We start from the raw sequence: 26688 nt of genomic DNA, 5'->3' as shown, positions 1-26688 counted from the left end.
AAGGAAAAAGACCGTGAGCCGTATTGTTTATGTAAATGGCGAGTATCTGCCGGAAGAAGATGCCAAAATATCCATTTTTGATCGCGGGTTTTTGATGGCAGACGGGGTTTATGAGGTCACCTCGGTTCTGGACGGCAAGCTGATTGATTTTGACGGCCATGCAGTGCGGTTAGAGCGCTCGCTGCGCGAACTTGAAATGGAGAATCCGATTTCGAAAGAGGACCTTTTGCAGGTGCACCGCGAATTGGTGTCGCGCAACGGTGTTGAAGAGGGCATGATCTATTTGCAAATCACCCGCGGGGCGCCAGAAGATCGCGATTTTGTGTTTCCAGACCCTGAAACAACCCCGCCGACCGTTGTGCTTTTCACGCAAAACAAACCGGGTCTGGCCAACAACCCAGCCGCCGAAAAAGGCATCAAGGTCATCAGTATAGAAGACTTGCGCTGGGGCCGGCGCGATATCAAAACCGTACAGCTTTTATACCCTTCTATGGGAAAAATGATGGCCAAAAAAGCCGGAGCGGATGACGCCTGGATGGTGCAGGACGGCCATGTAACCGAAGGCACCAGCAACAACGCCTATATTATCAAGGGGCACCAGATTATCACCCGCGGGCTGTCAAATGACATCTTGCACGGGATTACCCGAGCTGCGGTGCTGCGCTGCGCCGAAGAGGCCCAGATGGAGGTCATCGAGCGCCCGTTTAGTATTGCTGAAGCGCAAGAAGCCGACGAGGCGTTTATCACCTCGGCAAGCACTTTTGTCATGCCCGTTGTGACAATTGATGACCGCGAGCTTGGCAGCGGACAGCCAGGCCCAGTGGCAGCTCGCTTGCGCGAGATTTATCTTGAAGAAAGCTTAAAGCAGGCGATCTAACGCTAAAGATTGCCGCCTCCGGCGGGAGTATTTGAGCAAAGAAAAAATCTGACTAGATCAGGTTTAGGCCGTAGTCTTGACACAGCGCATCGACCAGTTGCCTTTGCCTGTCTTCCAGCTTTTGGTGGCGCGGATAGAGCGGTGCTGCGCGGTCATTCAACACAGGCCGGTTCCATTGATCCGTCGTGTCCATAAACCCGCGCGCGCCAAGTTCGCCGTAGATTTGAATAAACCCTTGCAGCACCACATCAAGATAACTGAGCAGTATAGGCGCCGGAGATGGTCTTTCTTCTGCGGTTTTTGATTGCGGTATCGTATAGACCGCACAGGGCACCTGTTGCGAAAGATCATGGATGATCTGATGTGCCGCCTCTCGCCGCTCATACCCAGCTTCGCGCGTATCAAGCGCCTGCCAGTCGCCGTCTTGAACCCGCGCCATGAGGCCCTGAATTCGGGCGCCGGGGGCCGGAGAAATGCTTAGAAAAGCAGCTTTACGGTTAGATGTTTCACACCAAAGCCGGCGCCAGCCCTGCAGTGTTGCGGGGCGTGGATCGCCATACTTGTGAGTGGCCAGATTGACCAGACTGCCGTAACCGAAAAAATAAGGATCGCACATCGGGCAATGTTTGAGCGGTTAGGAAAGGCTTGTCAATTCGCTAGGGTACCAAAATTTTTCTTGTGAACTTTATCGCGGTACACTATCGTATTCTGCGTTGGAACGGGAGAACTGGATAAGCCAGTGCCGAAGGAGCAACCGCCTCGGAAACTCTCAGGCAAAAGGACCGATCCAATAACGTACTCTGGAGAGAGATGCACTGCATCCGCCGAAGGGATAGCGATCTCAGGCAAAAGGACAGAGGAGGCATCAACGCGCGAACCCTTGTTTCGCGTAGACAATGATGCCGGCTAGACCAAACTGTTACCGGCCTGAAAAAGAGACGATTATGATGGATGCTCTTCGGCGGACGCCTTTTTATGATTTGCACCTTAAGCTGGGGGCAAAAATGGTTGGATTTGCCAGCTTTGATATGCCAGTTCAATATCCGCTTGGGGTAATGCAGGAACATATGCACACCCGCACCAAAGCCGGGCTTTTCGATGTCAGCCATATGGGGCAGGTCATCCTGCGCGGCGCCACTTATGCGGCGGCCGCCTCAGCCCTTGAGCGGCTCATCCCGATGGACGTGCATGGATTGCAACCCGGACGGCAACGCTATGGGCTGTTCACAAATCCGCAAGGCGGCATCCAAGATGACCTGATGTTTGCCAATCGGGGCGACCATATTTTCATGGTGGTCAACGCTGCCTGTGCAGATGCGGATGTAAAATACCTGCGCGAGATGCTCGAGCCGGACATCAGAATCAAGCATTTGCAAAACCGTGCCCTCTTGGCGCTGCAGGGACCCTGCGCCGAAGCGGTACTGGCCGAGCATCATCCGGCCGTTTGTGACATGAAATTTATGGATGTTGAAACCCTACCGCTGGCCGGTGCGGAATGCTGGATATCACGGTCGGGGTATACTGGTGAAGACGGCTTTGAAATCTCGGTCCCGACAGCGGCGGCCAATGATCTGGCCCAAGCACTTTTGGCACATGAGGATGTTGAATTTATCGGTCTTGGCGCGCGCGACTCGCTTAGGCTTGAGGCAGGCTTGTGCCTATACGGTCATGACATTGACCCAAATACGAGCCCTGTGGAGGCCGGATTAAGCTGGTCAATCCAGCGCGCACGCCGCACAGGCGGTGACCGCGCCGGCGGATTTCCGGGCGCAGAGCGTATTTTGGGCGAGCTGTCAGAAGGCGCCCCAAAAAAACGGGTTGGGCTGCGCCCTCAGGGCCGCGCGCCCATGCGCGAAGGGGTGTTAATCTTTGCGGATGAAACCAGTGAAACACCAATTGGCGCTGTCACCTCTGGCGGGTTTGGACCCACAGTACAAGGCCCGGTCGCGATGGGCTATGTGCCCACCAAAGTGGCCAAAGCCGACACCATTGTTTTTGGCGAGGTCCGCGGCAAGCGGTTGCCGGTCGAAATTGTATCGCTGCCCTTTACCGCAGCAAACTTTAAACGTTGATTAACAGGAGAGTAAGCAATGAAATTTACAGAAGAGCATGAATGGCTACGCGTCGAAAATGATCTGGTGGTGGTTGGCATTACCGAACATGCCAGCACCCAGTTGGGCGATATCGTTTTTGTCGAACTGCCCGAAGAGGGCGACACTGTTTCCAAAGATGACGAGGTCGTGGTGATCGAAAGTGTCAAGGCTGCTTCCGACATATTGGCGCCGCTTGACGGTGAGATTACCGAAATAAATCCAGCGCTCGAGGACGAACCGGCAAAGGTGAACGAAGACCCTCTGGGCGCCGGATGGTTTTTCAAAATCCGCCCCAGCGATCTAAGCCAGATGGATGATTACATGGATGAAGCCGCTTACAACAAATTGATCAGCTAGGTCGCTAAATCATGGCCTCAGATATGGGGCAATCGCAATAGAATCTACCGACCCGAGCTTTTGACAGGAGCCTGATATGCCTTTTACGCCAACCGACTATCTTCCCTACGATTTCGCCAATCGTCGCCATATCGGTCCGTCGCCGAGTGAAATGGAGGCGATGCTGACCACCGTTGGTAGCAAAAGTCTTGCAGCTTTGATGGACGATACATTGCCGCCCTCGATCCGGCAGAAAACGCCACTGGATTTTGGCAAGCCCAAATCTGAGCGCGAGCTGTTGTATCATATGCGCGTCACAGCGGCGAAAAACCAAGTGCTGACCAGCCTGATCGGACAGGGCTATCACGGCACCGTGACGCCGCCCGTTATCCAGCGTAATATTTTGGAAAATCCGGCTTGGTACACCGCTTATACGCCCTATCAGCCCGAGATCAGTCAGGGACGGCTTGAGGCGCTGCTCAACTATCAGACCATGATCTCTGATCTGACAGGGTTGGAAATTGCGAATGCGTCCTTGCTGGATGAAGCCACCGCCTGCGCCGAAGCTATGACTATGGCCCAGCGCGTGGCAAAATCAAAAGCCAAAGGGTTTTTCATTGACGAAAACTGCCATCCGCAAAACATCGCAGTGATGCAAACCCGCGCCAAACCGCTTGGTATTGAAGTGATCATTGATGCACCAGAAAACTTAAAAGCCGATCAGGTGTTTGGCGCAATTTTCCAATATCCGGGCACCTATGGCTATGTGCGTGATTTCACTAATGCTATGGCGGCGCTGCATGCGGTGAAAGCCATTGGCATCGTCTGCGCCGATCCTTTGGCGCTGACCTTGCTCAAAGAGCCGGGCGCAATGGATGCAGATATCGCGGTGGGCAGCACCCAGCGCTTTGGCGTTCCTGTGGGCTATGGCGGGCCGCACGCGGCCTATATGGCTAGCAAAGACGCGTTCAAACGGTCGATGCCGGGGCGAATTGTCGGCGTGTCCATTGATGCCAAGGGCAACAAGGCCTACCGACTGGCGCTGCAAACCCGCGAGCAGCATATCCGCCGTGAAAAAGCCACCTCAAACGTGTGTACTGCGCAGGCATTGCTGGCGGTGATGGCCTCATTCTATGCGGTATTCCACGGCCCAGAAGGGCTTAAGGCCATTGCCCAGCGCATCCACCGCAAAACCGTTCGGCTGGCCAAGGGGCTGGAAGAAGCAGGTTTTAAAATCGAGCCGGACGCCTTTTTTGACACCATTACGGTGGATGTCGGTCTGCTGCAAAACTCAGTGATGCAGGCGGCTGTTAAAGAAGGGATCAACCTGCGCGCTGTTGGCAAAACCAAGGTTGGCATAACCTTGGATGAACGCAGCCGCCGCTCGACCACAGAAGCGGTTTGGCGCGCCTTTGGCATCACGCGGTCGGATGATAATCTCACCCCGGATTACCGGGTGCCGCCAGCGCTGCACCGGCGCACATCCTATCTCAATCACGATGTGTTTCATATGAACCGCGCAGAAACCGAAATGATGCGCTATATGCGGCGGCTTGCGGATCGCGATCTGGCGCTCGATCGGGCGATGATCCCGCTTGGTTCCTGCACAATGAAGCTCAACTCAGCAGCCGAAATGATGCCGGTCAGCTGGCGTGAGTTTTCCCTATTGCACCCCTTTGCGCCCAAAGATCAGGCGCTGGGCTATGAAGAAATGATTTCCGATTTATCGCAGAAGCTCTGCGAAATCACAGGGTATGATGCCATTTCAATGCAGCCCAATTCCGGCGCGCAGGGCGAATATGCCGGTCTGTTGACCATCGCGGAATATCACGCGGCCCGCGGTGAAGGTCACCGCAATGTCTGCCTTATTCCAACCTCGGCCCATGGCACCAATCCGGCCAGCGCGCAGATGGTCGGCTGGCAGGTTGTGGCGGTCAATTCAGCCGATAATGGCGATATTGATCTTGAGGACTTTCGCGCCAAAGCCGAGCAATACGCCGCCGAGCTGGCCGGCTGTATGATCACCTATCCCTCGACACACGGCGTGTTTGAAGAAACAGTGCACGAGGTCTGCGATATCGTGCATCAATATGGCGGTCAGGTCTATATCGACGGGGCCAATATGAACGCCATGGTCGGGCTGTCGCGCCCCGGCGATTTGGGCGGTGATGTCAGCCACCTCAACCTGCATAAAACCTTTTGCATCCCGCATGGCGGCGGCGGCCCCGGCATGGGGCCTATTGGCGTCAAGTCGCATCTTGTGCCGCATCTGCCGGGCCATCCGGAAACCGGCGGCAGCACGGGTCCGGTATCGGCAGCGCCGTTTGGCTCGCCCTCGCTTTTGCCGATCAGCTGGGCCTATTGCCTGATGATGGGCGGCGAAGGTTTGACCCAAGCCACACGGGTGGCCATCTTAAACGCCAATTATATCGCCAAACGGCTCGAAGGGGCGTTTGACGTTCTTTATAAAGGCCCCAGCGGGCGGGTGGCGCATGAGTGCATTTTGGATGTGCGCCCCTTTGCAGACACGGCCGGTGTCAGCGTTGAAGATATCGCCAAACGCCTTATTGATTGCGGCTTTCACGCCCCAACCATGAGCTGGCCAGTGGCGGGTACATTGATGGTCGAGCCGACCGAGTCCGAAACTAAAGCCGAGCTGGATCGGTTCTGCGACGCAATGCTGGCCATTCGCCGCGAAATTGCCGATATCGAAGAGGGACGGATCGACGCGGAAAACAATCCGCTGAAAAATGCCCCGCACACGGTCGAAGATCTGGTCGGGGACTGGGACCGGCCCTATAGCCGCGATCAGGGCTGCTTTCCCCCCGGAGCTTTTCGGGTCGATAAATATTGGCCCGCGGTGAACAGGGTCGACAATGTACATGGTGACCGCCATCTCGTTTGCACCTGTCCGCCAATGTCAGATTACGCCGAGGCTGCGGAATAAAACCATCCACCGAGTGCCCTGCGCCGCCGTTTCAGCGGCGCAGCAAAGAAATATTTGGAATTGCCGTAGAAGTTGTGTAGCCTCGCTTGAATTGCTCTTGCCACACGGGTGCCGACTTTGGATCTTTCAACACTTTTGCTGATCGAGCAAACCCTGAACGGTGTTCAATTTGGCGTCATGTTATTTTTGATGGCGGCGGGCCTCACACTTATTTTCGGCGTGATGGGCCTGATTAATTTAGCCCATGGATCGCTCTATATGGTGGGGGCCTTTGCCGCCGCCGCAGTGGCGGGGATATCAGGGTCATTTATACTGGCTTTGATCGCCGCCTTAAGCGCAGCCGCGATTGCCGGCGTGCTGATTGAAGTGCTGATTATTCGCCGGCTGTATGACCGCGACCATCTGGATCAGGTGCTGGCGACTTTCGCACTCATTTTGATATTTTCCGAAGGCACACGCTGGCTGTTTGGATCATTTCCACTGTTTTTGGATATCCCTGCTGCGCTTTCTGGTCCCATCAGCCTGCCCGGAGGCATTGAATACCCGCGCTACCGTCTTGCCATCATTGCCATTGGGCTTTTGGTGGCTTTTGGGCTGTATTTACTCATCAGCCGAACCCGCATTGGTATCCAAATTCGCGCAGGGCAGTACGACCGCGAAATGATCGGCGCCCTTGGGATCGACATCTCACGGCTCTATACAGTGGTATTTGCCCTTGGCGCCGCGCTGGCAGGCTTTGCCGGCGCCATGATCGGAGCGATCCAATCCGTGCAGGTGGGCATGGGCGAGCCGGTTCTAATACTCGCCTTTGTGGTGATCGTCATTGGGGGCATCGGTTCAATCAAGGGGGCCTTTGTTGGCGCGCTATTGGTGGGCATCACCGACACGCTTGGACGGTTTTTGCTGCCTTTGATCTTTGCACAGTTTTTGGACCCCTCATCAGCCACGGCAATTGGGTCTGCTTTGGCATCAATGCTGATTTATATTTTGATGGCCGGTGTGCTTTTGATCCGGCCCACCGGACTATTTGGAGCAGCCTGAGCAATGCGGGAAAGACACCTCAATATACTGGTTTTGGCTTTGCTCGCCGCAGTTCCGCTTTGGGCCTATGTCAGTGATGAACCCTTTACCATTACCCTGTCGACCAAGGTCGCGATCCTGGCGCTGGCTGGTGTCGGGCTAAACTTTGCGCTTGGGCTTGGCGGGTTGGTCAGCCTTGGACATGCAATGTTTTTCGGCATCGGCGGCTATGCCATGGGTATATTGGCCAGCCATGCGCAATCCTACACGCCAATCTATGACGGGCTTTTTGTTCTTGAGGGAACCAAATCAATGTTGGTGATCTGGCTTGTTGCGGTGCTTGCCGGCGCAATGGCAGCCCTTGTGATTGGCGCATTGAGCCTACGCACTACAGGCGTTTATTTCATTATGATCACTCTGGCTTTTGGCCAGATGTTTTACTATTTTACCATCAGCTGGCCGGCCTATGGCGGTGAAGACGGATTGTCGATTTATGTGCGCAACGGGTTTCCCGGGTTAAACACGCTAGACCCCATTCAATTTTTCGCCCTGTGCTACGGCATTTTGCTAATCGCGCTTTATTTTTTCTGGCGACTTGAGCGTGCGCCCTTTGGTCTGGTGCTCAAAGCCAGCCGGCAAAACCCGCTTCGGGTGACAACCGTCGGGCTTGGGGTATACCGTATCCAACTGATTGCCTTTGTGATGTCCGGCGCTGTGACAGCCCTTGCAGGTGCGCTGTTTGCGGACCTTAACCGTTTTGTCAGCCCCTCGATGTTCAGCTGGCAAACCAGCGGCGAAATTATGATTTTTGTTATTTTGGGGGGGATCGCCCGATTGTGCGGACCTGTGATCGGGGCCGCTGTGTTCATTTTGCTTGAACAGATCTTGGGGGATCTTTCGCAATTTTGGCATATTTATTTAGGTATGCTTTTGTTGGTGGTGGTGCTGTTTGCCAAAGGGGGTTTAACCGGTCTGATTACACGCAGGGGCGCGTCATGACCGGCGCTGTTCTAAAGGTGGAAAACCTGTGCAAATCTTTTGGCGCGCTCCCTGTCAGTGATGCGGTGAACCTAGAGGTAAAGAGCGGCGAAATTCATGCTATTATCGGCCCCAATGGCGCTGGAAAATCCACCTTGATTGGCCAGATAGCCGGGGGTCTAAGCCCCGATACCGGATCCATCTTCCTAAATGGTCAGGACATCACCGGGCTTAAAATGGCCCATCGGGCACAACTGGGACTTGGCCGCACCTTTCAAATTTCATCCCTCGCGATGGAAATGTCGGTGCTGGAAAACACCATTTTAGGGGCCATTGGTCAGCGTCAGGACGCCCATCGTTTTTGGTCGCCGGTTTCGCGAAATGCCGACCTTGGCGATATTGCTATGACCGCGCTAGCTGCGGTGGGTCTAAGCACTCATGCCGATCAGGTGGTCGCCACCCTGTCCCATGGCCAGCGCCGCCAGCTTGAGGTGGCGGTGGCTTTGACCCTGCGGCCGAAAGTGTTTTTGATGGATGAGCCGATGGCCGGGCTGGGCAGCGAGGGCACCAAGACCATGACCGGGTTCTTGGATCGGTTGCGGCAGAAGGCTCCGATCCTTTTGGTGGAACATGATATGGACGCTGTTTTTGCCCTTGCCGACCGGATCAGCGTGTTGGTTTACGGCAAGATCATTGCCACCGGCTCGGTTGAGGATATTCGCAAAAACCCCGAGGTACGCGCCGCATATCTGGGCAATGACGAGACGGACTCATGAGCCTTTTGCAGCTGTCCAATGTGACCGCCTTTTATGGCAAGGCGCAGGCGCTTTACGGGGTTGATCTCACAGTAGAGCCGGGTCAGGTGACAGCGCTTATGGGGCGCAATGGAATGGGAAAATCCACATCGATCAAAGTCATCTGCCGTATGATTGCCCACCACAGCGGCACTGTCGAATTTGAAGGCCAAAACATTGCCCATTTGCCAAGCCATCGGGTGGCACGGCTTGGGGTGGGATTGGTGCCCGAAGGGCGGCGGTGCTTTGCGCCTTTGACCGTACAGGAAAATCTTATTGCGGCTGCGCGTGACGGCGATTGGACGCTTGAGCGGGTTTTTGCACTTTTCCCGCGCCTAAAGGATCGCAAAGCCCAAAAAGCCGCGACCCTATCGGGCGGGGAACAGCAAATGCTGGCTATTGGCCGGGCGCTGATGACCAATCCAAAACTCATGATCCTTGATGAGGCCACAGAAGGCCTAGCGCCCGTTGTCAGGCATGAGATATGGCAAGCCATTCGAAGCCTGAAAGGCAGCGCTCTTTCCTTTTTGCTGGTGGATAAATCCCTAAAAGAGCTGGCAACGGTCACAGATCAGGCTGTGATTATAGAGCGCGGTCAAACCGTTTGGTCGGGAACGTTTTCCCAGCTTACCGACGATCTGCAAAATCGGTATCTGGGGGTCTGATCCTGCATCGGCCAGCTATAGTTTTGCAGCAAAACCGCTGCCTATTTTAGATAATCAAGCCATGGTCTTTGCTCGGCAATCATATGGTCCACCAGTTGCGGCAATTGCGCGGCAGTGGTGACCACCGGATCAACCATCAGGGCCTGGATCACCGCGTCTTTGCGTCCGCTTAGCACTGCTTCGGCGGTCATATTATGAACCCCGATTTGATTGGTCAAAAGACCCTGAAAGCCCTTGGGGATAGGGGTCTTTATCCCGCTAATCCCTTGTGCGCTTACAACCGCCGGAACCTCAACCACCATCCAGTTCGGCAAATCCTTAATCAATCCGTTATTAGGGATATTGACTGCCGCCTCTTCATAGCCGCTATCGGTCACAAGACCTTCCATAATCGGCACCACCCGCTCTTTGAGCACTGGTTCAATTTTGGGATCGCTATCGCTTAGAAAATTCCGGTAATAGGTGTAAAAATCCAATATCCCACGATGATCAGAACATTCATCTGCCCAAGAAATATATTCGCCAAAGTGGCTGTCCGTGGTGATCGGAAAGCAGCCAAATCTGGCGATGATTTCGCGAAACAGCCACCGGTCCGACCAGGGCCGCACATCGTGAATATGCGACAGATCAACCTCCATCCAGCCTTCGGTTTCAACCGATGTGCCGCTGGCGCGTTTGGCAGACAGAATTTCCGAATAGCCTGGAAGCGCGGTAAAGAACGCTTCTGCGTTTTGCAAAACATCCTCATAAGCGTCTTTGCCGCTGTTTTTGTAGCGCACCTCGGTCATCACCGAAAAATGATTTAGTCCGGCTGCGCGGTATTCGATGTTATCAATCTTGGTTTTCAGTATAGACGGCAAAAACCGCTCTAAGGATGCAATTTCATGACAGATGCCAATGAAGTTAAGTTCGGGAAATTTGCGGTGCACTGTGGTGCAAATGCGGCTCATCGGGTTGGAATAGTTGAACACTGTTGCATTTGGCGCAATTTGCAGAACTTTTTCGCAAATCTCTAAAATCGGTGGAATAATTCTTAGGCTATGAAACAGCCCCCCCGGTCCGCCGTTTTCGCCGTAGATTTGCGCTATGCCGTATTGCTGCGGGATTTTCCAGTCCTGATCCCAAAGCGCAAAGCGGTCACCCACTTCAATTGAAATGACCACAAAATCAGCGTTTAAGAGCGCTTTTTCAAGATTTGGCTCCGCCGAAATTGAATAGTCAAGATCATGTTCCGCAATGAAATCTTGCGCCACTTTAAGGGTCCGCATGGCGGCACTTTGATTGATGTCATTAAGAATAACTTCCGATCCACCCAATGCGTGGCTTTGAAAAAGGTCACCCAGCATACAGGTTCCAAATTGCAGGCTTCCTGCGCCGACTAGTACAATTTTTGGCATCGCCGTTTTCCTTTTTGGGATGCCCTTGCAGCCATCCAAATCTGTTATCCGTTTTTGACTATATTTCGTCACTCATATGGTCTTAACAGGTCTTTTTTATCGCTCGGATGAGCACGCACTATTGGGCCGCATCCTCTTGCCAAAGATCCAACCCCAACAGCTTGCGCCCCAAAGGCGTCAGTTCGGCAGGGCCGTAGTGATTTTTTTCCCAATCGCGTGGATCGCCGGGAAAATCGGGTCTGTTCGGGGGTTCAATTTCGCGCCACAGTCTAATCCGTTCGGCCCGCTCTGCCGCATCTTCTGGTTCAGCCGGGGCCATGGATAAATACTGCGCCATACGCACGCGTCCGTCGGAATGATTGGGCCGCACACCATGGGCCAGAAGCGAGTTGAAGATTAGCAGATCACCGGGATCTAAAGTGACATTTTCACGGCTGAGACCGGTCATATCCGGCAGTAGCGGATTGCGGTCATCTGGCTGGGTCTTTACCCAATCTTCGAAGAACTCAAAAAGATAGGGAACCGCCTGAAACCCGCCGGTTTCGATATCCTGTTCCTTGATGGATAAAATGCCCTGCACGCCAATGGGCAGAGGTCGCGCGGCGGTATCCACATCCCAATGAATAAAGCCTTCTGGATTTGCTTTGACTTTCTTGGGCGGATTGATGTTGGCGCGGTCGATGGCCACCCACAGATCTTCTTGATCCCAGATATCGACAAAGGCATCATAAACACGCTGCGCTTGGCGGTTATCCCACATGGTTTGGTGGTGGTAGATTTCCGTCATCCCGACATTGTTCAGCTCGGCGCGCACATGCGGGCGGCGCTGCGGCGCATACCATGTCGAGGGATCATCTTTGTCCTTTTCATCAAATTCCCAAAGCACCTTTTCAAGTCGCGCGCAATCGGCGCGGCTAACCGCATTTTTGACCACGACAAACCCTTTGGTGATCCAATGCTGCCAATCATCTTGGGATAAAACCCGCAGTGGTAATTTCTTTTGAATATCTTTAAGCTGGGTTGTTTGATTTTTACCCGTCGGGTGACTAATTTCCGCTGCTGTATGGGTGCGCATTTATAAGCTCCTTTCGTAATATCATCTATAGTGCTGTTCGCGTGGCAGGCCCAATTAAAGTGATAATGAACCATCCCTGCCCAAAAAGGCTATAATTTTCGGGACCACAAATTTGTAAATATTAACCGTTCCTCTCCTTTATTTTGACGCATGATACGCAAAACTATCAAACCGCGCGCTGCGGCCTTGCCCGGTAAGATCATAGGCCAGCATACCGACAAAAGCACCGGTAAATGAAGCGTGCTCGCCGCGGCCGCCTTCGTCCGATATCAATGCGGCATCGCGCGGTGGGCCGGCGGCAATCCAATCGCCGGCTTGGCGATAGTAAAACTGCTGTTCAGCGTGATCGACATCAACGCGCAGCTCAACCGGTCCATCGGCCAAAGGCAGCGGCTGTGCGAGCGGCAGCTCAAGCGCACCCTCAGGGTAATCCCCGTTGCACGACATTAGGCTTAAAACCCGACCGACGCCCGCCTCATAGCTCACCACAAGCGCGTGGAATTTATGCCGGTTGTAATAGGTGGTTAGCCCCGCTGCCTGCTGGTAGGTATCGGGATCAAACGTGGCGAGCGTTGTTTCGACCCGATATGAAAAATCGGTCTGGCGGCGGGCCACTAATGCCTGCTCAAACCAGCTGCCAATGCTTTCGCGCCCGATCAATGTCAGCCCATCCGCACCAGTGTGAAAAATCCGCTCAGGGTGCGGCGTGCGCAGCCATTGAAACTCATCCGGCAGACCTGCGCGAAAACGATGCGATACTGACGCAATACCGACATCACGTTTTGCGGTTTGGGCGGCTTTGGGGGGCGGCACAGTTTCACGCGCCAGAGCGCCGCCGTGTTCCAGATAAAGCCAGCCGTCTTTCCAGATGCATTTCTCAATGCCAGTTTCGCGCCCCATAGGACAATAGCGGCCTTTCCCATTGGCATCGGGAATCGGTCTACCCATCAGAAATGTATGATAAAATTCGCCATCCAGCGTTTCAACATACTGCCCGTGACCGGTTCTTTGAATGGGGTCATCGGGGGCATTGGAATGGCAAATCAGATGCGCGTTTGGATGCAATTCATAAGGCCCAGTGATGTCTTTTGAACGCGCCATAGTGACCGCATGATCATACCCCGTGCCGCCCTCTGCCGTGGTTAGGTAATAATACCCATCCCGCCAAAACAAATGCGGAGCCTCCACCAACCCAAGGGGCGAGCCTGCAAATATATTATGAACAGGCCCAGTAAGGCCACCAGATTCCGACCATCTTTGCAATAGGATACCATCAAAACTAGCATTTGCAGGGTTCCCGCCAGTCCCATCACCCCGGTGGTTCCATTGCATGTTTAAAAACCACTTCTGACCATCGCGATCATGAAAAAGCGATGGATCAAATCCGGATGAATTTACATAAGTGGGATCTGACCAGTCACCGTCGATGTCGGAGCACGTTACAATGTAGTTATGAGTATCCTTAAAAGCGCCATCAAGACGCTTTACATCTGTATAAACCAACCAGAATTTTCCATTCGAATACGAAAGACACGGCGCCCAAATCCCACAGCTATCAGGATTACCGCGCATGTCTAACTGTGCGACCCGCTTCAGAGGTCTAGAGACCAATTTCCAATTGATCAAATCCGTTGAGTGGTGGATTTGCACACCCGGATACCATTCAAAGGTAGACGTTGCGATGAAGTAATCCGGGCCAACCCGGCAAATCGATGGGTCAGCGTTAAATCCGGGAAGGATCGGATTGCTTATCATCAATCCCTTTTCATCCCTCTGCTAACAAATTGGCCGCATCCTCGGGCGAAAGTGCGGCAGGCCGCTCACAAGTGGTATTGACGGTAACAAATTCTTTTTGCTCGCCCGATTTCAATACCGATGTCATTACATCAACAGCATGAACTGCCATTTCCATTGAACATCGGTGCGGTCGGTTTTGTGCAATCGCTTGCGCCATATCGGCAAGTCCTGCGGCACGGTAATTGGCCATTTTTCCATCGATCTGATCCTTATTTGGGACAGAAAACGGATGCTCGAAAACAGGTTTTTCCAAAACATCACCATCTTTTCCAATAAGGTCCACATCGCCACCGAAAAAGTTAGGATCGGGAACATAAAGTGATCCTTCAGTGCCATATAATTCCATGTTTTCATGCCGGTGCGCCCAGACATCCCAACTGGTTGATAAGGTTATTGTGGCGCCTTGTTCAAATTCCAGCAAGGCATGGATGTTGGTGGGGGTTTTGACCGGTATTGTTTCCCCACTGCGGGGCTCTGAGGTGATTAATCGGGTTGCACTTGCCGCACTCGTCAAGGCGGCAACCCGCTTAACTGGCCCGATCAACTGGATCAAATTTGTCACGTAATAGGGCCCAATATCTAGCATTGGACCGGCTCCGGGCAGAAAAAAGAAATCAGGATTTGGATGCCAATGCTCCATTCCGTGGCTCATGACATGTGCAGTGCCACCAACAATGTCGCCCAAAGCGCCTTGATCAATCAACGCGCGCGCCTGCTGATGCGCACCGCCCAGAAATGTATCAGGCGCGGACCCGACCCGCAGCCCGTTTTCAGCCGCAAGCGCCGCGAGCTCTTTGCCCTCTTGCAAACTCAGAACCAAGGGCTTTTCAGAATAGGCGTGTTTGCCCGCCTGAAGAATTGTCCGCGTGGTTGAAAAATGCGCTGACGGTATGGTTAAATTAACCACAATATCTATATCATCTGCGCACAGCAGGTCCTCTACACTTTGGGCCCGCACATTAAACTCATCTGCCTTTTCCTGAGCGGCTAATGGATTGATATCAGCAACTGCCCGAACTTCGATGCCCTTAAACAAAGGAGCCAATGTCAAATACGCTGACGAGATATTTCCGCAGCCTATAATTCCAATACCTAGTTTTGACATAAATCTGCCTTTCAAAATTTACTTGCGGCAGCAATTGATCTCTGTGCAAAGCGCACATCATCACTTGGATTGTCATGTTCCATGACAAAATAGCTGCAGTTGGTTTTGCGCACGGCGTCCATTATTTCTGACCAATTCATAGTTCCATGGCCAACGTCTGCCCAGCCGTCCTCAGAGACACATTCGCCTTTGGGTGCGATGTCCTTTAAATGCACAGAAACCAATTTACTGGCGTATTTTTTAACCCATTCGACCGGGCTTTCGTCTCCAACCGCAACCCAGGCCAAATCCAATTCAAGCGAAACGCCATTTTCAGATTGTAGAATAAGGTCCAATGGTTTTTCGCCACCCTCTAGGGTATTGAACTCAAAGTCATGATTGTGCCACCCAAAGGTTAAACCCGCGTCTAAAATAGGCTTGCCAGCTTCAGAAAGGCGGTCTGCGAACTTTGTCCAGCCCTTGGCATCACCGGGGCGGTCATCTTGATCCAGAAACGGTACGATGACAGCAGTCATCCCCAGACGTTTTGCAATTTCAATTGCTTGGTTTGGCGTTTTTTCAACCAAGGTCAAATCAAAGTGACCTGTAGGCATGATAAGACTATTGGCAGACAGAGCTTTTTCAAGCCGATCCAAATCCTCGTACAACCCGCCATATGCCTCGACTTGCTTATATCCACATTTGGCAACCATTTCTAATGTCGCCTCAAGTGGACCGAATTTTCTAGAGGAATATAGCTGGTATGAAAAATCAGTCATTGTTTAGGTCCTTTTAACCAAGTGTCGTAGTCCGAAACCAAAAGGTGGGTGGGCTCTGTATTTTCTTTAATTTTTGAGAACCGCCCAATGGGATCGCGAAAAATATTATCTGTGCGGTCATCATTGACGTTGGAAACCTCACCAATAAGCACCGAACCGCCTTGACCCCAAAACGCATGCCAGCAATCGGGCTCCAAGGTAACGCTTTCGCCCGGCTGCAGCCTTAAATGCGCCCCAGCTGGCAGCTTACGCTCGGATCCATCGGTTCTAACGGTTACTTCGGCGTGTTGATCAATGTCCCCCGACGGTGAGGCTTTGAACAGCTCAAGCACCAACGCGGCGCCACCCTTGTTGATGATATCTTCAGTTTTGAAATTGTGCCGATGCATCGGGCTAATCTGCTGTTCGTGCGAAATCATGATTTTTTCCGCGTATAGCATTCCTTTGCCGCGGTCGACATTATGGCGGCTTCCATTGCGCACTGTGAATAAAAAGAGCCCGAGATCACGAAAAATGCCTTTGCCATAGTCGGTGATATCCCAGCCAAGCGCATGATCTATGATCATAGCGCTATCGGTTCGCACCCGCTCTTGAAGCGTGGCGGGTGTCCAATAGGCAAAGGGCGGCAATTGATAGCCAAACGACCGGATAAAAGCGTCACTTTCCAAGATAATCTCGTTTATTTCAGAACGATCCATGGTCACAACCCACAAATGGCAGAACTTAAACCACACATTACAAAAATCACTTTGTCATTGGCACGCTTTTTCAAAAACGACGCGTAAAGAGCAGCCGTTTTTGACTCTTCTCGCCGATCAAATAAAACAGAACACTCGATCAACTCATTGGAGAGTTTCCACATCCCACGCAGGTTATGACCTTTGGACACATTTCGCACTAAAGCCTCTCTTCGGACTGTAAATCGAACAGAGAAACCGTAGAGGCATTAATTCCGATAGGCAGTTCCTGACCGCTCGAAACCGGGAATGTACCACCAAGTCGAATCCTAAAGGGTTGCCCTGCAAATTCGCTCCAAACCAATGTATCGGCGCCCATTGGCTCAACAATATCTGCGGTTATTGTGGCGTTATAGTCCGATTTTTTGGCTGCTTCTCCAACGACCACATGCTCAGGTCGAATGCCAATCCATGCCTTCTGGCCATCATTCAAGTCAACTTTTGCTGAATAATTTTTCAAGGGAATTTTGTGATCACCCACAGTGAAACACTGACCTTTGATGTCACCCTGAATGAAATTCATCGACGGCGAACCGATAAAGTCCGCCACATATTTATTCATAGGTAAATCATAAATTTCTGCAGGGCTGCCCAACTGCATGATCTTGCCATCCCGCATGATCGCAATGCGATCCGCAAGGGTCATCGCTTCAATTTGGTCATGGGTCACATAGATCATCGTGTTTTTAAGTTGTTGGTGAAGCCGCTTAATTTCGACCCGCAGGTCCACGCGCAGCTTGGCGTCCAGATTGGAAAGCGGCTCGTCAAACAAAAATACTTCAACATCCCGAACCAATGCGCGGCCAATCGCAACACGCTGGCGCTGACCACCAGAAAGGGCGCTTGGCTTGCGGTTCAAGAGCGGCTGAATTTGAAGAATCTCAGCGGCGCGGGTAACGCGCTCTTCAATCTCAGCCTTCGGGACTTTGGCGTTCTTTAGACCAAAGGACAAGTTCCCCTTAACTGTCATCTGCGGATAAAGCGCATAGGATTGGAACACCATCCCAATGCCGCGATCCGATGGTTCCGCCCAAGTGACGTTTTTACCTTTAATGAAAATCTGACCATCGGTAACTTCCAACAGACCAGCAATACAGTTTAGCAAGGTGGATTTACCGCAGCCCGAAGACCCGAGCAACACAAGGAACTCGCCCTCTGCGATATCAAGGTTTAGGTCTTTGAGGACTTCAATAGAGCCGAAACTGAGGTCAAGATTTTTGATTTCAACTGAATTTGCCATGTTCATTAGCCTTTCACAGCACCGGCAGCGATGCCGCGGACGAAGAGTTTTCCAGAAGCGAAGTAAATCACAAGAGGAACAAGACCGGTCAAAAGGGTCGCCGCCATGTTCACATTGTATTCCTTCACACCTTGGACAGAGTTTACGATGTTATTGAGCTGCACTGTCATCGGATAGGTATCTGGTTTGGTATAGATCACGCCAAACAAGAAATCATTCCAGATCCCTGTAACCTGCAAAATCATGGCAACCACGAAAATTGGCAGAGACATAGGCAGCATGATCTGAAAGTAAATGCCCCAGAACCCTGCGCCATCAACACGGGCCGCCTTGAAAAGCTCCTCAGGAACGGAGGTAAAATAGTTCCGAAACAGCAGCGTTAGGATTGGCATGCCAAAAATGGTGTGAACGATCACCAAACCCCAGACAGATCCCATAAGGCGGAAGTTGCTTGCATCACTATCAAACAGACGAATTATGTTGGTAATTCCATCGCCGCTTTCACGCAACAAGATCACTATGGGATAGATCATGACCTGATAGGGGATGAAGGCCCCAAAAATCAGAATGGTAAAAAACACCTCTGATCCTTTGAATTTCCAATTCGCAAGCGCGTAGCCATTTACCGAAGCAATTGCGATGGAAAGAATGACGGAGGGTACAAGGATCCAAACAGAATTCCAAAACCCGCGGCTTAGCCCATCGCAGTTAATGCCGGTGCACGCTTCTGCCCAAGCCTTAACCCATGGCTCATAGGTAACATCAACAGGCGGGCTAAAGATGTTGCCCATCCGAATTTCGGGCATGCCTTTTAGTGATGTCACGATCATTACATAGAGCGGCAGAAGGTAGTACAAACAGACAACCAGAAGCGTGCCATAGATCATGATGTTGGTCGAAGAGAAAACTCTTTTGGGTTTTGGACCCGATGGGCCTTTGAGGGTGCTTGCAGAAACATCAGTCATTTTTATTACCACCAAATTCGAGATAGGCCCACGGGATAAGAACCACGAGTACACTCAGAAGCATCATCGTTGAAGCCGCAAAACCAAGTCCTAGGTTTTGTGACAAGAACATCTTGTCGATCACATACATCGCCGGAACCTGCGAAGCGATGCCAGGGCCGCCGCTGGTTTGGGCGACGACCAAATCATAGACTTTGATAATGCCAGCTGAAATGATCACCAAGGCCGTCACAAAGACAGGTCGCATCATTGGTATGACGATAAAGAGATAGGTTTTCCACGCTGGAATTCCTTCGACGCGGCTGGCTTTCCAAACGTCCTCATCAATGCCCCGCATTCCGGCGAGCATCAAAACCATAACAAAACCTGAACCCTGCCATACACCCGCAATCAAGATACCAAAGATAACAATCTCGGCATTGTTGAGCGGATCGAAAGTGAACGTTGTCCACCCCCATTCACGCACGACATTTTGCAGACCAAGGCTTGGGTTCAATAACCATTGCCAAACCAATCCGGTAACGACAAATGAAAGTGCGAAAGGATAAAGGATGATGGTCCGTATTGTGTTTTCAAACCGGATCTTACGGTCAAGAAGAGCTGCAAGGACAAATCCGATGACCAAAGATAGAACTAAAGAACACGCACCATAAATTGCCAGATTCTCAATTGAAATTAACCAGCGATTTTCGCCCCAAAGGCGGTCATAATTTTTAAGTCCGACCCATTTTTCCGGGGCCGGCAAAAGCCGTGACCGTGTGAAAGAATGATAAATCGTCCAAAGTGTACAGCCAACAAAAACAACTAACGCAGTCGCGATCATTGGTAGCGCTGCAATCTTGGCTGTCATGTTCTTGAACAAACGGGTGGGGCGCTTAGCCCCCGAACCCGTTCGTCCGGCATCAATTAAGGCCATAGTGTCTCCCATCGCTGTCTACCGGGTAAGTCAAAATACCCCCAATCTACGGGGTACTTGGAATTGCCGAGTATCGGGAAAATTCTGCTGGGCCCTCGACACTTGTGCCGTAGGCCCAGCAGGAAGAATTTACTTAGTCAGCTGTCGCGATGATCTCGACATAGCGTGCCTGAGCATCTGCAACAGTGATTGAAGTGTCGTTCCAGAATTCGACCATAAGGTCAGCCATCTGGCCAGCAGTGTCGGCTGAGAACGCATTCACACCGTCTGGCAAAACGTTGCCAGCTGCGAGGATCGCAAGACCTTTCTTCATGCAGTCGTTTGCTGCAGACAGATCAACGTCACCACGGATCGGCAAAGAGCCTTTCTTAAGGTTAAACGCAACCTGAACTTCCTTGCTGATCATCAACTGAGCAAGCTCTTTTTGTGCGGCTTCGATCGCTGGATCGTCTTGCTTAGGGAAGTAGAACGCGTCACCACCAGTGGCGATAATCTCGTTTACACCCAAACCAGGAAGACAGGTGTAGTCTTCGCCAGCAACTTGGTTAGCAACCTGGAATTCACCCTGCGCCCAGTCACCGTGAATCTGACCGCCGGCCTGACCTGTGATGACGAGGTTTGTCGCCTGGTTCCAGTCGTTTACGTTAGACCCTACGGAAAGAAGACGCGCATCAGCATAAGCTTCGAAAACTTTCGTCATGTCTGCGCTTGCAGCAGCATCTGCGTTCTTGTTTGTCAATACGTCTAGGTAAAGATCTGTGCCTCCAACTGCAACCTGGATCGCGCCGAATGCAAGGTCTGTCTGCCAAGCCTGCTGACCCATCGCGAGCGGGACGACACCAGCTTCACGAAGTGCAGGAGCAGCGGCTACGAACTCAAACCAATCGCTTGGTACGTCCAAACCGGCCTTAGCAAAGGCATCGTGGCTAAGCCACAGCCACTGCGGCGAGTGAATGTTAACGGGCACACAGTAGACTTTGCCGTCCAATGTGCAGCTGTCCAAAAGACGGCTTGGGTTTACAACGTCAGCCCAGCCACCTTCAGCAGCGATGTCCGAAAGGTCAAGCATAAGGCCTGCTTCAACCAGTTCCTCAGCCTGACGGCCGTGGTTCAACTGTGTTGCGTGCATTGGGTCACCGCCAAGGATACGCGAAATAATAATTGGACGCGCTGTACCACCGGATCCGGCGATCGCACCATCAATCCATGTGTGCTCTGTCGCGTCAAACGCTTTGGCAAACTCAGAAACAGCTGCGGCTTCACCGCCGGATGTCCACCAGTGTGTCACCTCAAGATCAACTGCGCTGGCTTGGCTTGCTACGATAACTGCAGCTGCTGACAGCATGCTGCTTTTTAGAAATTTCATTAGTTAGTCCTCCCATAAACTAAATCGTTATAGAGGCAACCTATAACGATTTAGATTGATTCAACAAGTAAAAAATGCAAAGACCTGTATCAAATAAATAATTTTTGAAAGTGCGCTTGTGTCGAAATCCAAATCAGGTGTTGGGCCACCTAAAATCATCGGTATAGATGAAAAACTAGCCTTCAAAGGTGGTCGCCCGACACTAAAAAGCATCGCTGAAATATGTGGTCTTGCGGTACCAACGGTATCGCGAGCCCTCAGCGGTGCAAGCGATATTGGACAAAGCACCCGCGACCGCGTACGTCAGGTCGCAGATGAAATCGGCTATGTTCCAAATCGCGCAGGCGTGCGATTGCGCACTGGCAAAACCAACGTGATTTCTTTGGTTTTACCCACCGAAATTGATGGCTTGAACTACTCGTCTAGGATTATTGCATCCATTGCAGGCGCTTTACGCAATTCACCTTATCATTTGATTGTGACACCATTTTTTCCTGATGAGGACCCGATTAAACCGGTAAAATACATCGTGGAAACCGAATCAGCCGACGCAATAATAATCAACCAAATTCAGCCAGAAGATCCGCGGGTAAAATATTTGCTTGAACGTAATTTTCCCTTTGCGACCCATGGACGGACTATGTGGTCAGAGCAGCATCCCTATTTTGATTTTGATAACTTTGAATTCGCGCGCCATGCCACTGATCTGCTTGCGAAACGGGGTAGAAAATCTTTGCTCTTAATTTCACCGCCTTTATCGCAAAACTATTCGCAGAATATGATTACAGGCATGCAGTCAGCCACAAAGGAAACCGACTTATTCTCGGATTATTTTGAGGAGCCTACGCAAAATGGAACGTCAAAAAGGTTAAACGACCAGCTCATTGAGTATCTTAAACGTAACCCCGGTACCGATGGTATTATCACGTCTACAACCGTATCTGCTGTTGGGGCTATCAATGCCATAAGCGCTTTAGGGCGCCAATTAGGTAAAGATATTGACCTTTGCACCAAAGAAGTCGCGCCATTTTTCCGGCAGATTCGGCCTGAGATTTTAACCATCACAGAGGATGTCACTAAAGCGGGTAGTTTTCTGGCACGAGCGGCGCTGAGAGCGATTGATCACCCCGAAGAGCCCCCTTTGCAAATGTTGGTTACACCAGAAGATACCACCGAGATAAATACGGCAATAACCTAGCCGACTTACCAAACTAAGGATTAAATTATGACACCACAAATCAAAGGCCCTGCGATTTTTCTTGCCCAGTTTGCTGGCGATGAGGCTCCCTTTAACTCTTTGGAAGCGATTACAAAATGGGCAGCTTCCTTAGGGTATAAAGGCGTTCAAATTCCCACTTTTGATGGCCGCCTTTTTAATCTCGACCTGGCAGCTGAAAGTGAAATATATTGTGATGAGGTCAAAGGGATTTGTGCAGATGCTGGTGTGGAAATCACTGATCTTTCCACCCATTTGCAAGGCCAGTTGGTCGCGGTGAACCCCGCCTATGATCTCGTCTTTGATGCTTTTGCCCCTGACCACTGCAAGAACAATCCTCAAAAGCGTCAGGCGTGGGCAGTGGATCAAGTGAAAAAAGCCGCGGTGGTATCAAATCGGCTGGGGCTCACAACATCGGTTTCCTTCACCGGCTCATTGGCATTTCCCTATCTTTATCCGTGGCCGCAAAGACCTGATGGTCTGATTGAGGAAGCCTTTGCAGAATTGGGCAGACGTTGGGTGCCAATCTTAAATGAATACCGCGACAATGGCGTGACGATTGGGTATGAAATTCATCCCGGAGAGGATGTTTTTGACGGTGCAACTTACGAGATGTTCGTTGATGCGACCCAAAACCATGATTGCGCTTTGATCAATTATGATCCGAGCCACTTTTTGCTTCAGCAAATGGATTATCTCGCATTTATTGATCTTTACCATGATCGCATCAACGCATTTCATGTCAAAGATGCCGAATTTAATCCAGATGGGCGACAAGGTGTGTATTCAGGCTATCAATCTTGGGTAAATCGGGCGGGGCGTTTCCGCAGCCTTGGCGATGGTCAAGTTGATTTTGCCGCAATCTTCTCGAAGCTGACGCAGTATGGCTATGACAGCTGGGCAGTTTTAGAGTGGGAATGCTGCATCAAATCCGCCGAACAAGGTGCAGCGGAAGGTGCGCCTTTTATTGCCAGCCACCTAATCGAAAGTCCAAAGTCAGCCTTTGATGATTTTGCTGGTGGCGCGCGCGACCCCGATACCATTTCAGCGATGTTGGGGCTGTCCAAATGAAACGGATAAAACTGGGAATGGTTGGCGGTGGCCAAGGCGCTTTCATCGGGGCCGTCCACCGTATCGCAGCACGCATTGATGACCGATATCAGCTCGTCGCAGGTGCGCTTTCTTCTGATCCGGACCGCGCAGCCGCTTCTGCAGCAGAGTTGGGGATAGATCCGTCGCGAAGTTACAATAGTTTTGCTGATATGGCCAAAGCCGAGGCTGCACGGCCTGATGGCATTGAGGCGGTTTCTATTGTAACACCAAACCATCTTCACGCGGACGCTGCCGTTGCATTTTTAGAGGCCGGAATTCATGTCATTTGTGACAAGCCGTTGAGCGTTTCCCATGCTGAGGGTCTGCGCATCAAACAAAGTTTGCAGCAAAGCTCTGCGCAGTTTTTCCTGACCCATAATTACACTGGATACCCGCTTATTCGCGAGGCTCGCGATATGATTTCAAACGGCAAACTTGGAAATATTCGGGTTGTTCAAGCTGAATACGCACAAGACTGGCTTGCAGAGCCACTGGAAACAGCCGGACAAAAACAAGCCAGCTGGCGCACCGATCCAAAGGCAACGGGCGGTGGTGGCGCAATCGGTGATATCGGAACCCATGCCTATAATTTGGTTCAATACATCACCGGTCTTAAAGCCCAAGAATTGGCAGCCGACTTAACCAGTTTTGTTCCCGGCCGCGCGGTGGATGATAATGCCCATATCTGGCTGCGCTTCAAAGGCGGTGCAAAAGGACAGCTTTGGGTATCACAGGTTGCTGTTGGTAATGAAAATGCCTTGCGGCTTCGCATTTACGGGGACAAAGGTGGATTGGAATGGGAACAGGAAAATCCCAATATTCTATGGTTCACCCCACTTGGCGGATTGCGTCAAAGACTAACGCGCGGCAGCGGCGCGCTTAGCGAAGCGGCCACGGCAGCCACACGCATCCCTGCCGGGCACCCAGAAGGATACCTAGAGGCATTTGCAACCCTATACAGCGATGTGGCAGATGTTTTGGTCAATGGAGCATCGGCTCACCATCTGCCAAATATAATGGACGGGCTGGACGGGATGTGGTTCATCGAGGCCTGTATCGCGTCCTCAAAGAACAACGGTACTTGGTGTGAAAGAAACCTCTGATAAGAGCTTGCGGGATGTGATTTTCACCCCCAAAAATATGATTTCACTCGCCTTTGCTCTCCAGGCAATTCAAGTCGGATCGCTGATATCAAGACTGCCAGAAGTGCAACGCGATCTGGAACTTGGCGAATTTGCATTTTCCCTAGTTCTGATTGCGGCAACACTTGGGTTTTTGGTCAGCACACCGTTTACTGACCGTGTCATTCGAAAGCTCGGAATTAAAGCCACTTTTCATGTTTTCTTTCTATTTTGCGCCGTGGCGCAGGCAATCGCAGTCTTGATGCCCTCGGGAATTGGATTGGGTGCGGCCCTGTTTTTTGCCGGTATTGCCGGCAATTACACCAATATTGCGATCAATATCGAAGCCGATCGTATTGAGGCCCGCGACGGGGTTCGGATCATGAACTTCTGTCATGGAATTTGGGCTGTTGCTTTGCTTGTTTCGACAGGTTTGGCAACAGGCATTATTGCGCTTGAAATCTCCGTTTTTTTGCATTTTGTCGGAATTGTCATTGTGACAGGTGTTTGCTTGGTTTTAATCCAAGTTAGACTTGACGCAGCGCCCCCCAGAGGTGGCACTTCCAAAAAGCAAACCTGGGCGATCCCAGACAGGTCAACCTTTATCCTTTTCGGGTATTTAAGCTACGGCGTGGTTCTTGAATGGCTTATTAAAGGCTGGGCCATAATATATTTTCGGGAAATTTTTGCGGCGTCAGACACTTATGCTTCGCTCGCGTTGCCGGTGATGATATTTGCTATCGCTTTTGCCCGACTTCGGGCTGATATTTGGATTACGCAGTGGGGTGTGATCAAAGTCACGACCGTTTTACTAATTTCCACATGCGTTGGCATCGTTTTTCTAGTTGTCGCCCCATCCCCGGGACTGGCTTTTGCTGGTCTGGTTTTTATCGGGCTCGGTATAAGCGTGAGCTATCCAGTTGCATTTTCAACCGCAGCGCGCTGGGGTGGGGCGAATGCAGCGGACCGGGTGGCTGCTATGTCCCTAATGCAGCAATTTGTGCTGATCGCAATCCCGCCAATTTTCGGAATGCTGGCGCAAGCTTCCAATCTTAGGGTGGGGTTTGCGGTGCTTATTCTATTTCCAATCATGGGCTTCTTTTTCAACCGCAAGCTCGCAGATTAAGTGCGCTGTCTTGTAAAAAACAAAACCCGCACTGGTGCGCGGGTTTTGCATTCTTTCGTGGGCGGATTAAACAGCGCGGTTTATTTCAAAGCCGCATCTGTAATCGCGTGGGTCCATGCGCCTTCGGGCATTTTTGTAATGACAGGGTCAGAACCACCAGCCATAAGCGTTGCAACCGTACGCTCATAATCGGCAGGGTCTAGACTACCGTTAGAGCCCGCAGTTAGTTTGGCAATTTCGCCCATCATACGAACCTGATGCGCTTTGCTCTGGGCACCAGTTTCGTCATTATCAAGCACAATTTCCGCAGCTTCGCCAGGGTTGGCTTCTGCATACTTCCAGCCCTTCATCGACGCTCTTACGAACCGCACCATTTTATCAGCAAAGGCCGGGTCCTTCAAATTGTCCTCCAGAACATACATGCCGTCTTCCAACGTTGCGACGCCTTGGTTTTCATATTTGAATGTGACCAATTCGTCTTCTGAAACGCCTGCATCCAGAACCTGACCATATTCGTTATAAGTCATAGTCGAGATACAATCAGCCTGCCGCTGCAACAGTGGATCAACGTTAAAGCCTTGGCGCAGAACTGTCACACCATCCGCTCCGCCATCGGTCGAGATACCTTCTTGGCTCATCCAGCTTAGGAACGGATATTCATTGCCAAAGAACCAAACCCCGATGGTTTTGCCTTTAAAGTCAGCAGGGCTGGTGATGCCGGTATCTTTCCAGCAGGTAAGCATCAGGCCAGATGTTTTAAAGGGCTGTGCAATATTCACCACAGGAAGACCTCTTTCGCGCGCGGCCAGTGCCGAAGGCATCCAGTTCAGCATCGCATCAGCGCCGCCACCTGCAAGAACTTGCGGCGGCGCAATGTCCGGGCCGCCCGGCAGGATTGTCACATCAAGATCTTCTGCGTCGTAATATCCCTTGTCCAAAGCCACATAGTAGCCTGCAAATTGGGCCTGTGTGACCCATTGCAATTGCAGCTTGACTTCATCTGCTGCGTGGGCGGCGGTTGCCACCATAAGCGCAACCGCGCTCGTCAATAATTTTTTCATTTTTAC

The 26688-nt window shown here is 51.6% G+C and carries 24 protein-coding genes and 1 riboswitch; of the genes, 12 read left to right on the top strand and 12 right to left on the bottom strand.

The window, feature by feature from the left end; all coding sequences use genetic code 11:
- The first annotated feature begins 13 nt into the window (after positions 1 to 13).
- Complete coding sequence (locus tag GN278_01155) at positions 14 to 877, top strand: D-amino-acid transaminase (GenBank protein XAT59557.1); 864 nt, start codon at positions 14 to 16, stop codon at positions 875 to 877.
- A gap of 52 nt (positions 878 to 929) precedes the next feature.
- Here the strand turns inward: GN278_01155 and GN278_01150 are convergent, their stop codons facing one another.
- Complete coding sequence (locus tag GN278_01150; protein XAT59556.1) at positions 930 to 1493, bottom strand: gamma-glutamylcyclotransferase; 564 nt, start codon at positions 1491 to 1493, stop codon at positions 930 to 932.
- A gap of 93 nt (positions 1494 to 1586) precedes the next feature.
- Positions 1587 to 1672, top strand: a riboswitch (glycine riboswitch).
- Positions 1673 to 1824: 152 nt separating this feature from the next.
- On the opposite strand from GN278_01150, the gene gcvT reads away from it, so the two are divergent.
- The 7 genes from gcvT to GN278_01115 all read left to right on the top strand — a co-directional run bounded on the left by gcvT (position 1825) and on the right by GN278_01115 (position 9710).
- Complete coding sequence (gcvT, locus tag GN278_01145; GenBank protein XAT62485.1) at positions 1825 to 2949, top strand: glycine cleavage system aminomethyltransferase GcvT; 1125 nt, start codon at positions 1825 to 1827, stop codon at positions 2947 to 2949.
- Between the two features lie 18 nt (positions 2950 to 2967).
- A complete protein-coding gene (gene gcvH / locus GN278_01140) occupies positions 2968 to 3327 on the top strand; it encodes a glycine cleavage system protein GcvH (GenBank protein XAT59555.1) in 360 nt (119 codons plus the stop codon).
- A 76-nt stretch (positions 3328 to 3403) separates the two neighbouring features.
- Positions 3404 to 6253, top strand: a complete 2850-nt coding sequence (gcvP, locus tag GN278_01135; GenBank protein ID XAT59554.1) for an aminomethyl-transferring glycine dehydrogenase — start codon at positions 3404 to 3406, stop codon at positions 6251 to 6253.
- A 177-nt stretch (positions 6254 to 6430) separates the two neighbouring features.
- A complete protein-coding gene (locus GN278_01130; protein ID XAT62484.1) occupies positions 6431 to 7294 on the top strand; it encodes a branched-chain amino acid ABC transporter permease in 864 nt (287 codons plus the stop codon).
- A gap of 3 nt (positions 7295 to 7297) precedes the next feature.
- Complete coding sequence (locus GN278_01125) at positions 7298 to 8272, top strand: branched-chain amino acid ABC transporter permease (GenBank protein XAT59553.1); 975 nt, start codon at positions 7298 to 7300, stop codon at positions 8270 to 8272.
- A complete protein-coding gene (locus tag GN278_01120) occupies positions 8269 to 9027 on the top strand; it encodes an ATP-binding cassette domain-containing protein (protein ID XAT59552.1) in 759 nt (252 codons plus the stop codon). The genes GN278_01125 and GN278_01120 overlap by 4 nt, the downstream gene beginning before the upstream one ends.
- On the top strand, positions 9024 to 9710 hold the full coding sequence (locus tag GN278_01115; protein XAT59551.1) for an ATP-binding cassette domain-containing protein: 687 nt from the start codon (positions 9024 to 9026) through the stop codon (positions 9708 to 9710). The genes GN278_01120 and GN278_01115 overlap by 4 nt, the downstream gene beginning before the upstream one ends.
- Positions 9711 to 9751: 41 nt before the next feature.
- Here the strand turns inward: GN278_01115 and GN278_01110 are convergent, their stop codons facing one another.
- From GN278_01110 to GN278_01065, 10 genes are all read right to left on the bottom strand, one after another.
- The gene (locus GN278_01110) at positions 9752 to 11107 is read right to left on the bottom strand and encodes an alpha-glucosidase (GenBank protein ID XAT59550.1); all 1356 of its coding nucleotides are present in this window, start codon (positions 11105 to 11107) and stop codon (positions 9752 to 9754) included.
- A gap of 118 nt (positions 11108 to 11225) precedes the next feature.
- Entirely contained in the window at positions 11226 to 12182 is a 957-nt protein-coding gene (locus tag GN278_01105) for a phytanoyl-CoA dioxygenase (protein ID XAT59549.1), read from the bottom strand.
- Positions 12183 to 12320: 138 nt separating this feature from the next.
- Positions 12321 to 13937, bottom strand: a complete 1617-nt coding sequence (locus tag GN278_01100) for a family 43 glycosylhydrolase (protein ID XAT59548.1) — start codon at positions 13935 to 13937, stop codon at positions 12321 to 12323.
- A 10-nt stretch (positions 13938 to 13947) separates the two neighbouring features.
- Positions 13948 to 15084, bottom strand: coding sequence for a gfo/Idh/MocA family oxidoreductase (locus tag GN278_01095; protein ID XAT59547.1), 1137 nt, complete (start codon positions 15082 to 15084; stop codon positions 13948 to 13950).
- Between the two features lie 11 nt (positions 15085 to 15095).
- Positions 15096 to 15842: a TIM barrel protein gene (locus GN278_01090; GenBank protein ID XAT59546.1), complete on the bottom strand. Its 747-nt coding sequence runs from the start codon at positions 15840 to 15842 to the stop codon at positions 15096 to 15098.
- On the bottom strand, positions 15839 to 16540 hold the full coding sequence (locus GN278_01085) for a D-lyxose/D-mannose family sugar isomerase (GenBank protein ID XAT59545.1): 702 nt from the start codon (positions 16538 to 16540) through the stop codon (positions 15839 to 15841). Before GN278_01085 ends, GN278_01090 begins: the two co-directional genes overlap by 4 nt.
- A 199-nt stretch (positions 16541 to 16739) precedes the next feature.
- Positions 16740 to 17819: a sn-glycerol-3-phosphate ABC transporter ATP-binding protein UgpC gene (ugpC, locus tag GN278_01080; protein ID XAT59544.1), complete on the bottom strand. Its 1080-nt coding sequence runs from the start codon at positions 17817 to 17819 to the stop codon at positions 16740 to 16742.
- A 5-nt stretch (positions 17820 to 17824) separates the two neighbouring features.
- Positions 17825 to 18784: an ABC transporter permease subunit gene (locus GN278_01075; GenBank protein XAT59543.1), complete on the bottom strand. Its 960-nt coding sequence runs from the start codon at positions 18782 to 18784 to the stop codon at positions 17825 to 17827.
- Positions 18777 to 19700 (bottom strand): ABC transporter permease subunit, encoded by a 924-nt coding sequence (locus GN278_01070; GenBank protein ID XAT59542.1) that lies wholly within the window; start codon positions 19698 to 19700, stop codon positions 18777 to 18779. Before GN278_01070 ends, GN278_01075 begins: the two co-directional genes overlap by 8 nt.
- Before the next feature lie 133 nt (positions 19701 to 19833).
- Entirely contained in the window at positions 19834 to 21066 is a 1233-nt protein-coding gene (locus GN278_01065; GenBank protein XAT59541.1) for an extracellular solute-binding protein, read from the bottom strand.
- 154 nt (positions 21067 to 21220) lie between these two features.
- Here GN278_01065 and GN278_01060 point away from each other — a divergent pair, with 154 nt between their 5' ends.
- Genes GN278_01060 through GN278_01045 form a run of 4 tightly spaced genes read left to right on the top strand, consistent with a single transcriptional unit; the run spans position 21221 to position 25621 of the window.
- Complete coding sequence (locus GN278_01060) at positions 21221 to 22264, top strand: LacI family DNA-binding transcriptional regulator (protein ID XAT62483.1); 1044 nt, start codon at positions 21221 to 21223, stop codon at positions 22262 to 22264.
- 27 nt (positions 22265 to 22291) lie between these two features.
- Entirely contained in the window at positions 22292 to 23353 is a 1062-nt protein-coding gene (locus tag GN278_01055; protein XAT59540.1) for a TIM barrel protein, read from the top strand.
- Between the two features lie 17 nt (positions 23354 to 23370).
- Complete coding sequence (locus GN278_01050; protein XAT62482.1) at positions 23371 to 24477, top strand: gfo/Idh/MocA family oxidoreductase; 1107 nt, start codon at positions 23371 to 23373, stop codon at positions 24475 to 24477.
- Positions 24461 to 25621: a hypothetical protein gene (locus tag GN278_01045; GenBank protein XAT59539.1), complete on the top strand. Its 1161-nt coding sequence runs from the start codon at positions 24461 to 24463 to the stop codon at positions 25619 to 25621. The genes GN278_01050 and GN278_01045 overlap by 17 nt, the downstream gene beginning before the upstream one ends.
- 80 nt (positions 25622 to 25701) lie before the next feature.
- On the opposite strand, the gene GN278_01040 is transcribed toward GN278_01045, so the two are convergent.
- Positions 25702 to 26682 carry an ABC transporter substrate-binding protein gene (locus GN278_01040; protein ID XAT59538.1) on the bottom strand — a complete coding sequence of 327 codons (981 nt, stop codon included), beginning with the start codon at positions 26680 to 26682 and terminating at the stop codon, positions 25702 to 25704.
- Positions 26683 to 26688 lie beyond the last annotated feature (6 nt).

Source organism: Rhodobacteraceae bacterium Araon29 (assembly GCA_039640505.1).
In the GTDB taxonomy this organism is placed as follows: domain Bacteria; phylum Pseudomonadota; class Alphaproteobacteria; order Rhodobacterales; family Rhodobacteraceae; genus CABZJG01.
This window is presented reverse-complemented; position numbering and strand designations above follow the sequence as displayed.

Coding starts and splice junctions, on each gene's coding strand:
- GN278_01150 (XAT59556.1), bottom strand. CDS start 1,493: ATGTGCGATCCTTATTTTTTCGGTTACGGCAGTCTGGTCAATCTGGCC.
- gcvT (XAT62485.1), top strand. CDS start 1,825: ATGGATGCTCTTCGGCGGACGCCTTTTTATGATTTGCACCTTAAGCTG.
- gcvH (XAT59555.1), top strand. CDS start 2,968: ATGAAATTTACAGAAGAGCATGAATGGCTACGCGTCGAAAATGATCTG.
- gcvP (XAT59554.1), top strand. CDS start 3,404: ATGCCTTTTACGCCAACCGACTATCTTCCCTACGATTTCGCCAATCGT.
- GN278_01130 (XAT62484.1), top strand. CDS start 6,431: ATGTTATTTTTGATGGCGGCGGGCCTCACACTTATTTTCGGCGTGATG.
- GN278_01125 (XAT59553.1), top strand. CDS start 7,298: ATGCGGGAAAGACACCTCAATATACTGGTTTTGGCTTTGCTCGCCGCA.
- GN278_01120 (XAT59552.1), top strand. CDS start 8,269: ATGACCGGCGCTGTTCTAAAGGTGGAAAACCTGTGCAAATCTTTTGGC.
- GN278_01115 (XAT59551.1), top strand. CDS start 9,024: ATGAGCCTTTTGCAGCTGTCCAATGTGACCGCCTTTTATGGCAAGGCG.
- GN278_01110 (XAT59550.1), bottom strand. CDS start 11,107: ATGCCAAAAATTGTACTAGTCGGCGCAGGAAGCCTGCAATTTGGAACC.
- GN278_01105 (XAT59549.1), bottom strand. CDS start 12,182: ATGCGCACCCATACAGCAGCGGAAATTAGTCACCCGACGGGTAAAAAT.
- GN278_01100 (XAT59548.1), bottom strand. CDS start 13,937: ATGATAAGCAATCCGATCCTTCCCGGATTTAACGCTGACCCATCGATT.
- GN278_01095 (XAT59547.1), bottom strand. CDS start 15,084: ATGTCAAAACTAGGTATTGGAATTATAGGCTGCGGAAATATCTCGTCA.
- GN278_01090 (XAT59546.1), bottom strand. CDS start 15,842: ATGACTGATTTTTCATACCAGCTATATTCCTCTAGAAAATTCGGTCCA.
- GN278_01085 (XAT59545.1), bottom strand. CDS start 16,540: ATGGATCGTTCTGAAATAAACGAGATTATCTTGGAAAGTGACGCTTTT.
- ugpC (XAT59544.1), bottom strand. CDS start 17,819: ATGGCAAATTCAGTTGAAATCAAAAATCTTGACCTCAGTTTCGGCTCT.
- GN278_01075 (XAT59543.1), bottom strand. CDS start 18,784: ATGACTGATGTTTCTGCAAGCACCCTCAAAGGCCCATCGGGTCCAAAA.
- GN278_01070 (XAT59542.1), bottom strand. CDS start 19,700: ATGGCCTTAATTGATGCCGGACGAACGGGTTCGGGGGCTAAGCGCCCC.
- GN278_01065 (XAT59541.1), bottom strand. CDS start 21,066: ATGAAATTTCTAAAAAGCAGCATGCTGTCAGCAGCTGCAGTTATCGTA.
- GN278_01055 (XAT59540.1), top strand. CDS start 22,292: ATGACACCACAAATCAAAGGCCCTGCGATTTTTCTTGCCCAGTTTGCT.
- GN278_01050 (XAT62482.1), top strand. CDS start 23,371: ATGGTTGGCGGTGGCCAAGGCGCTTTCATCGGGGCCGTCCACCGTATC.
- GN278_01040 (XAT59538.1), bottom strand. CDS start 26,682: ATGAAAAAATTATTGACGAGCGCGGTTGCGCTTATGGTGGCAACCGCC.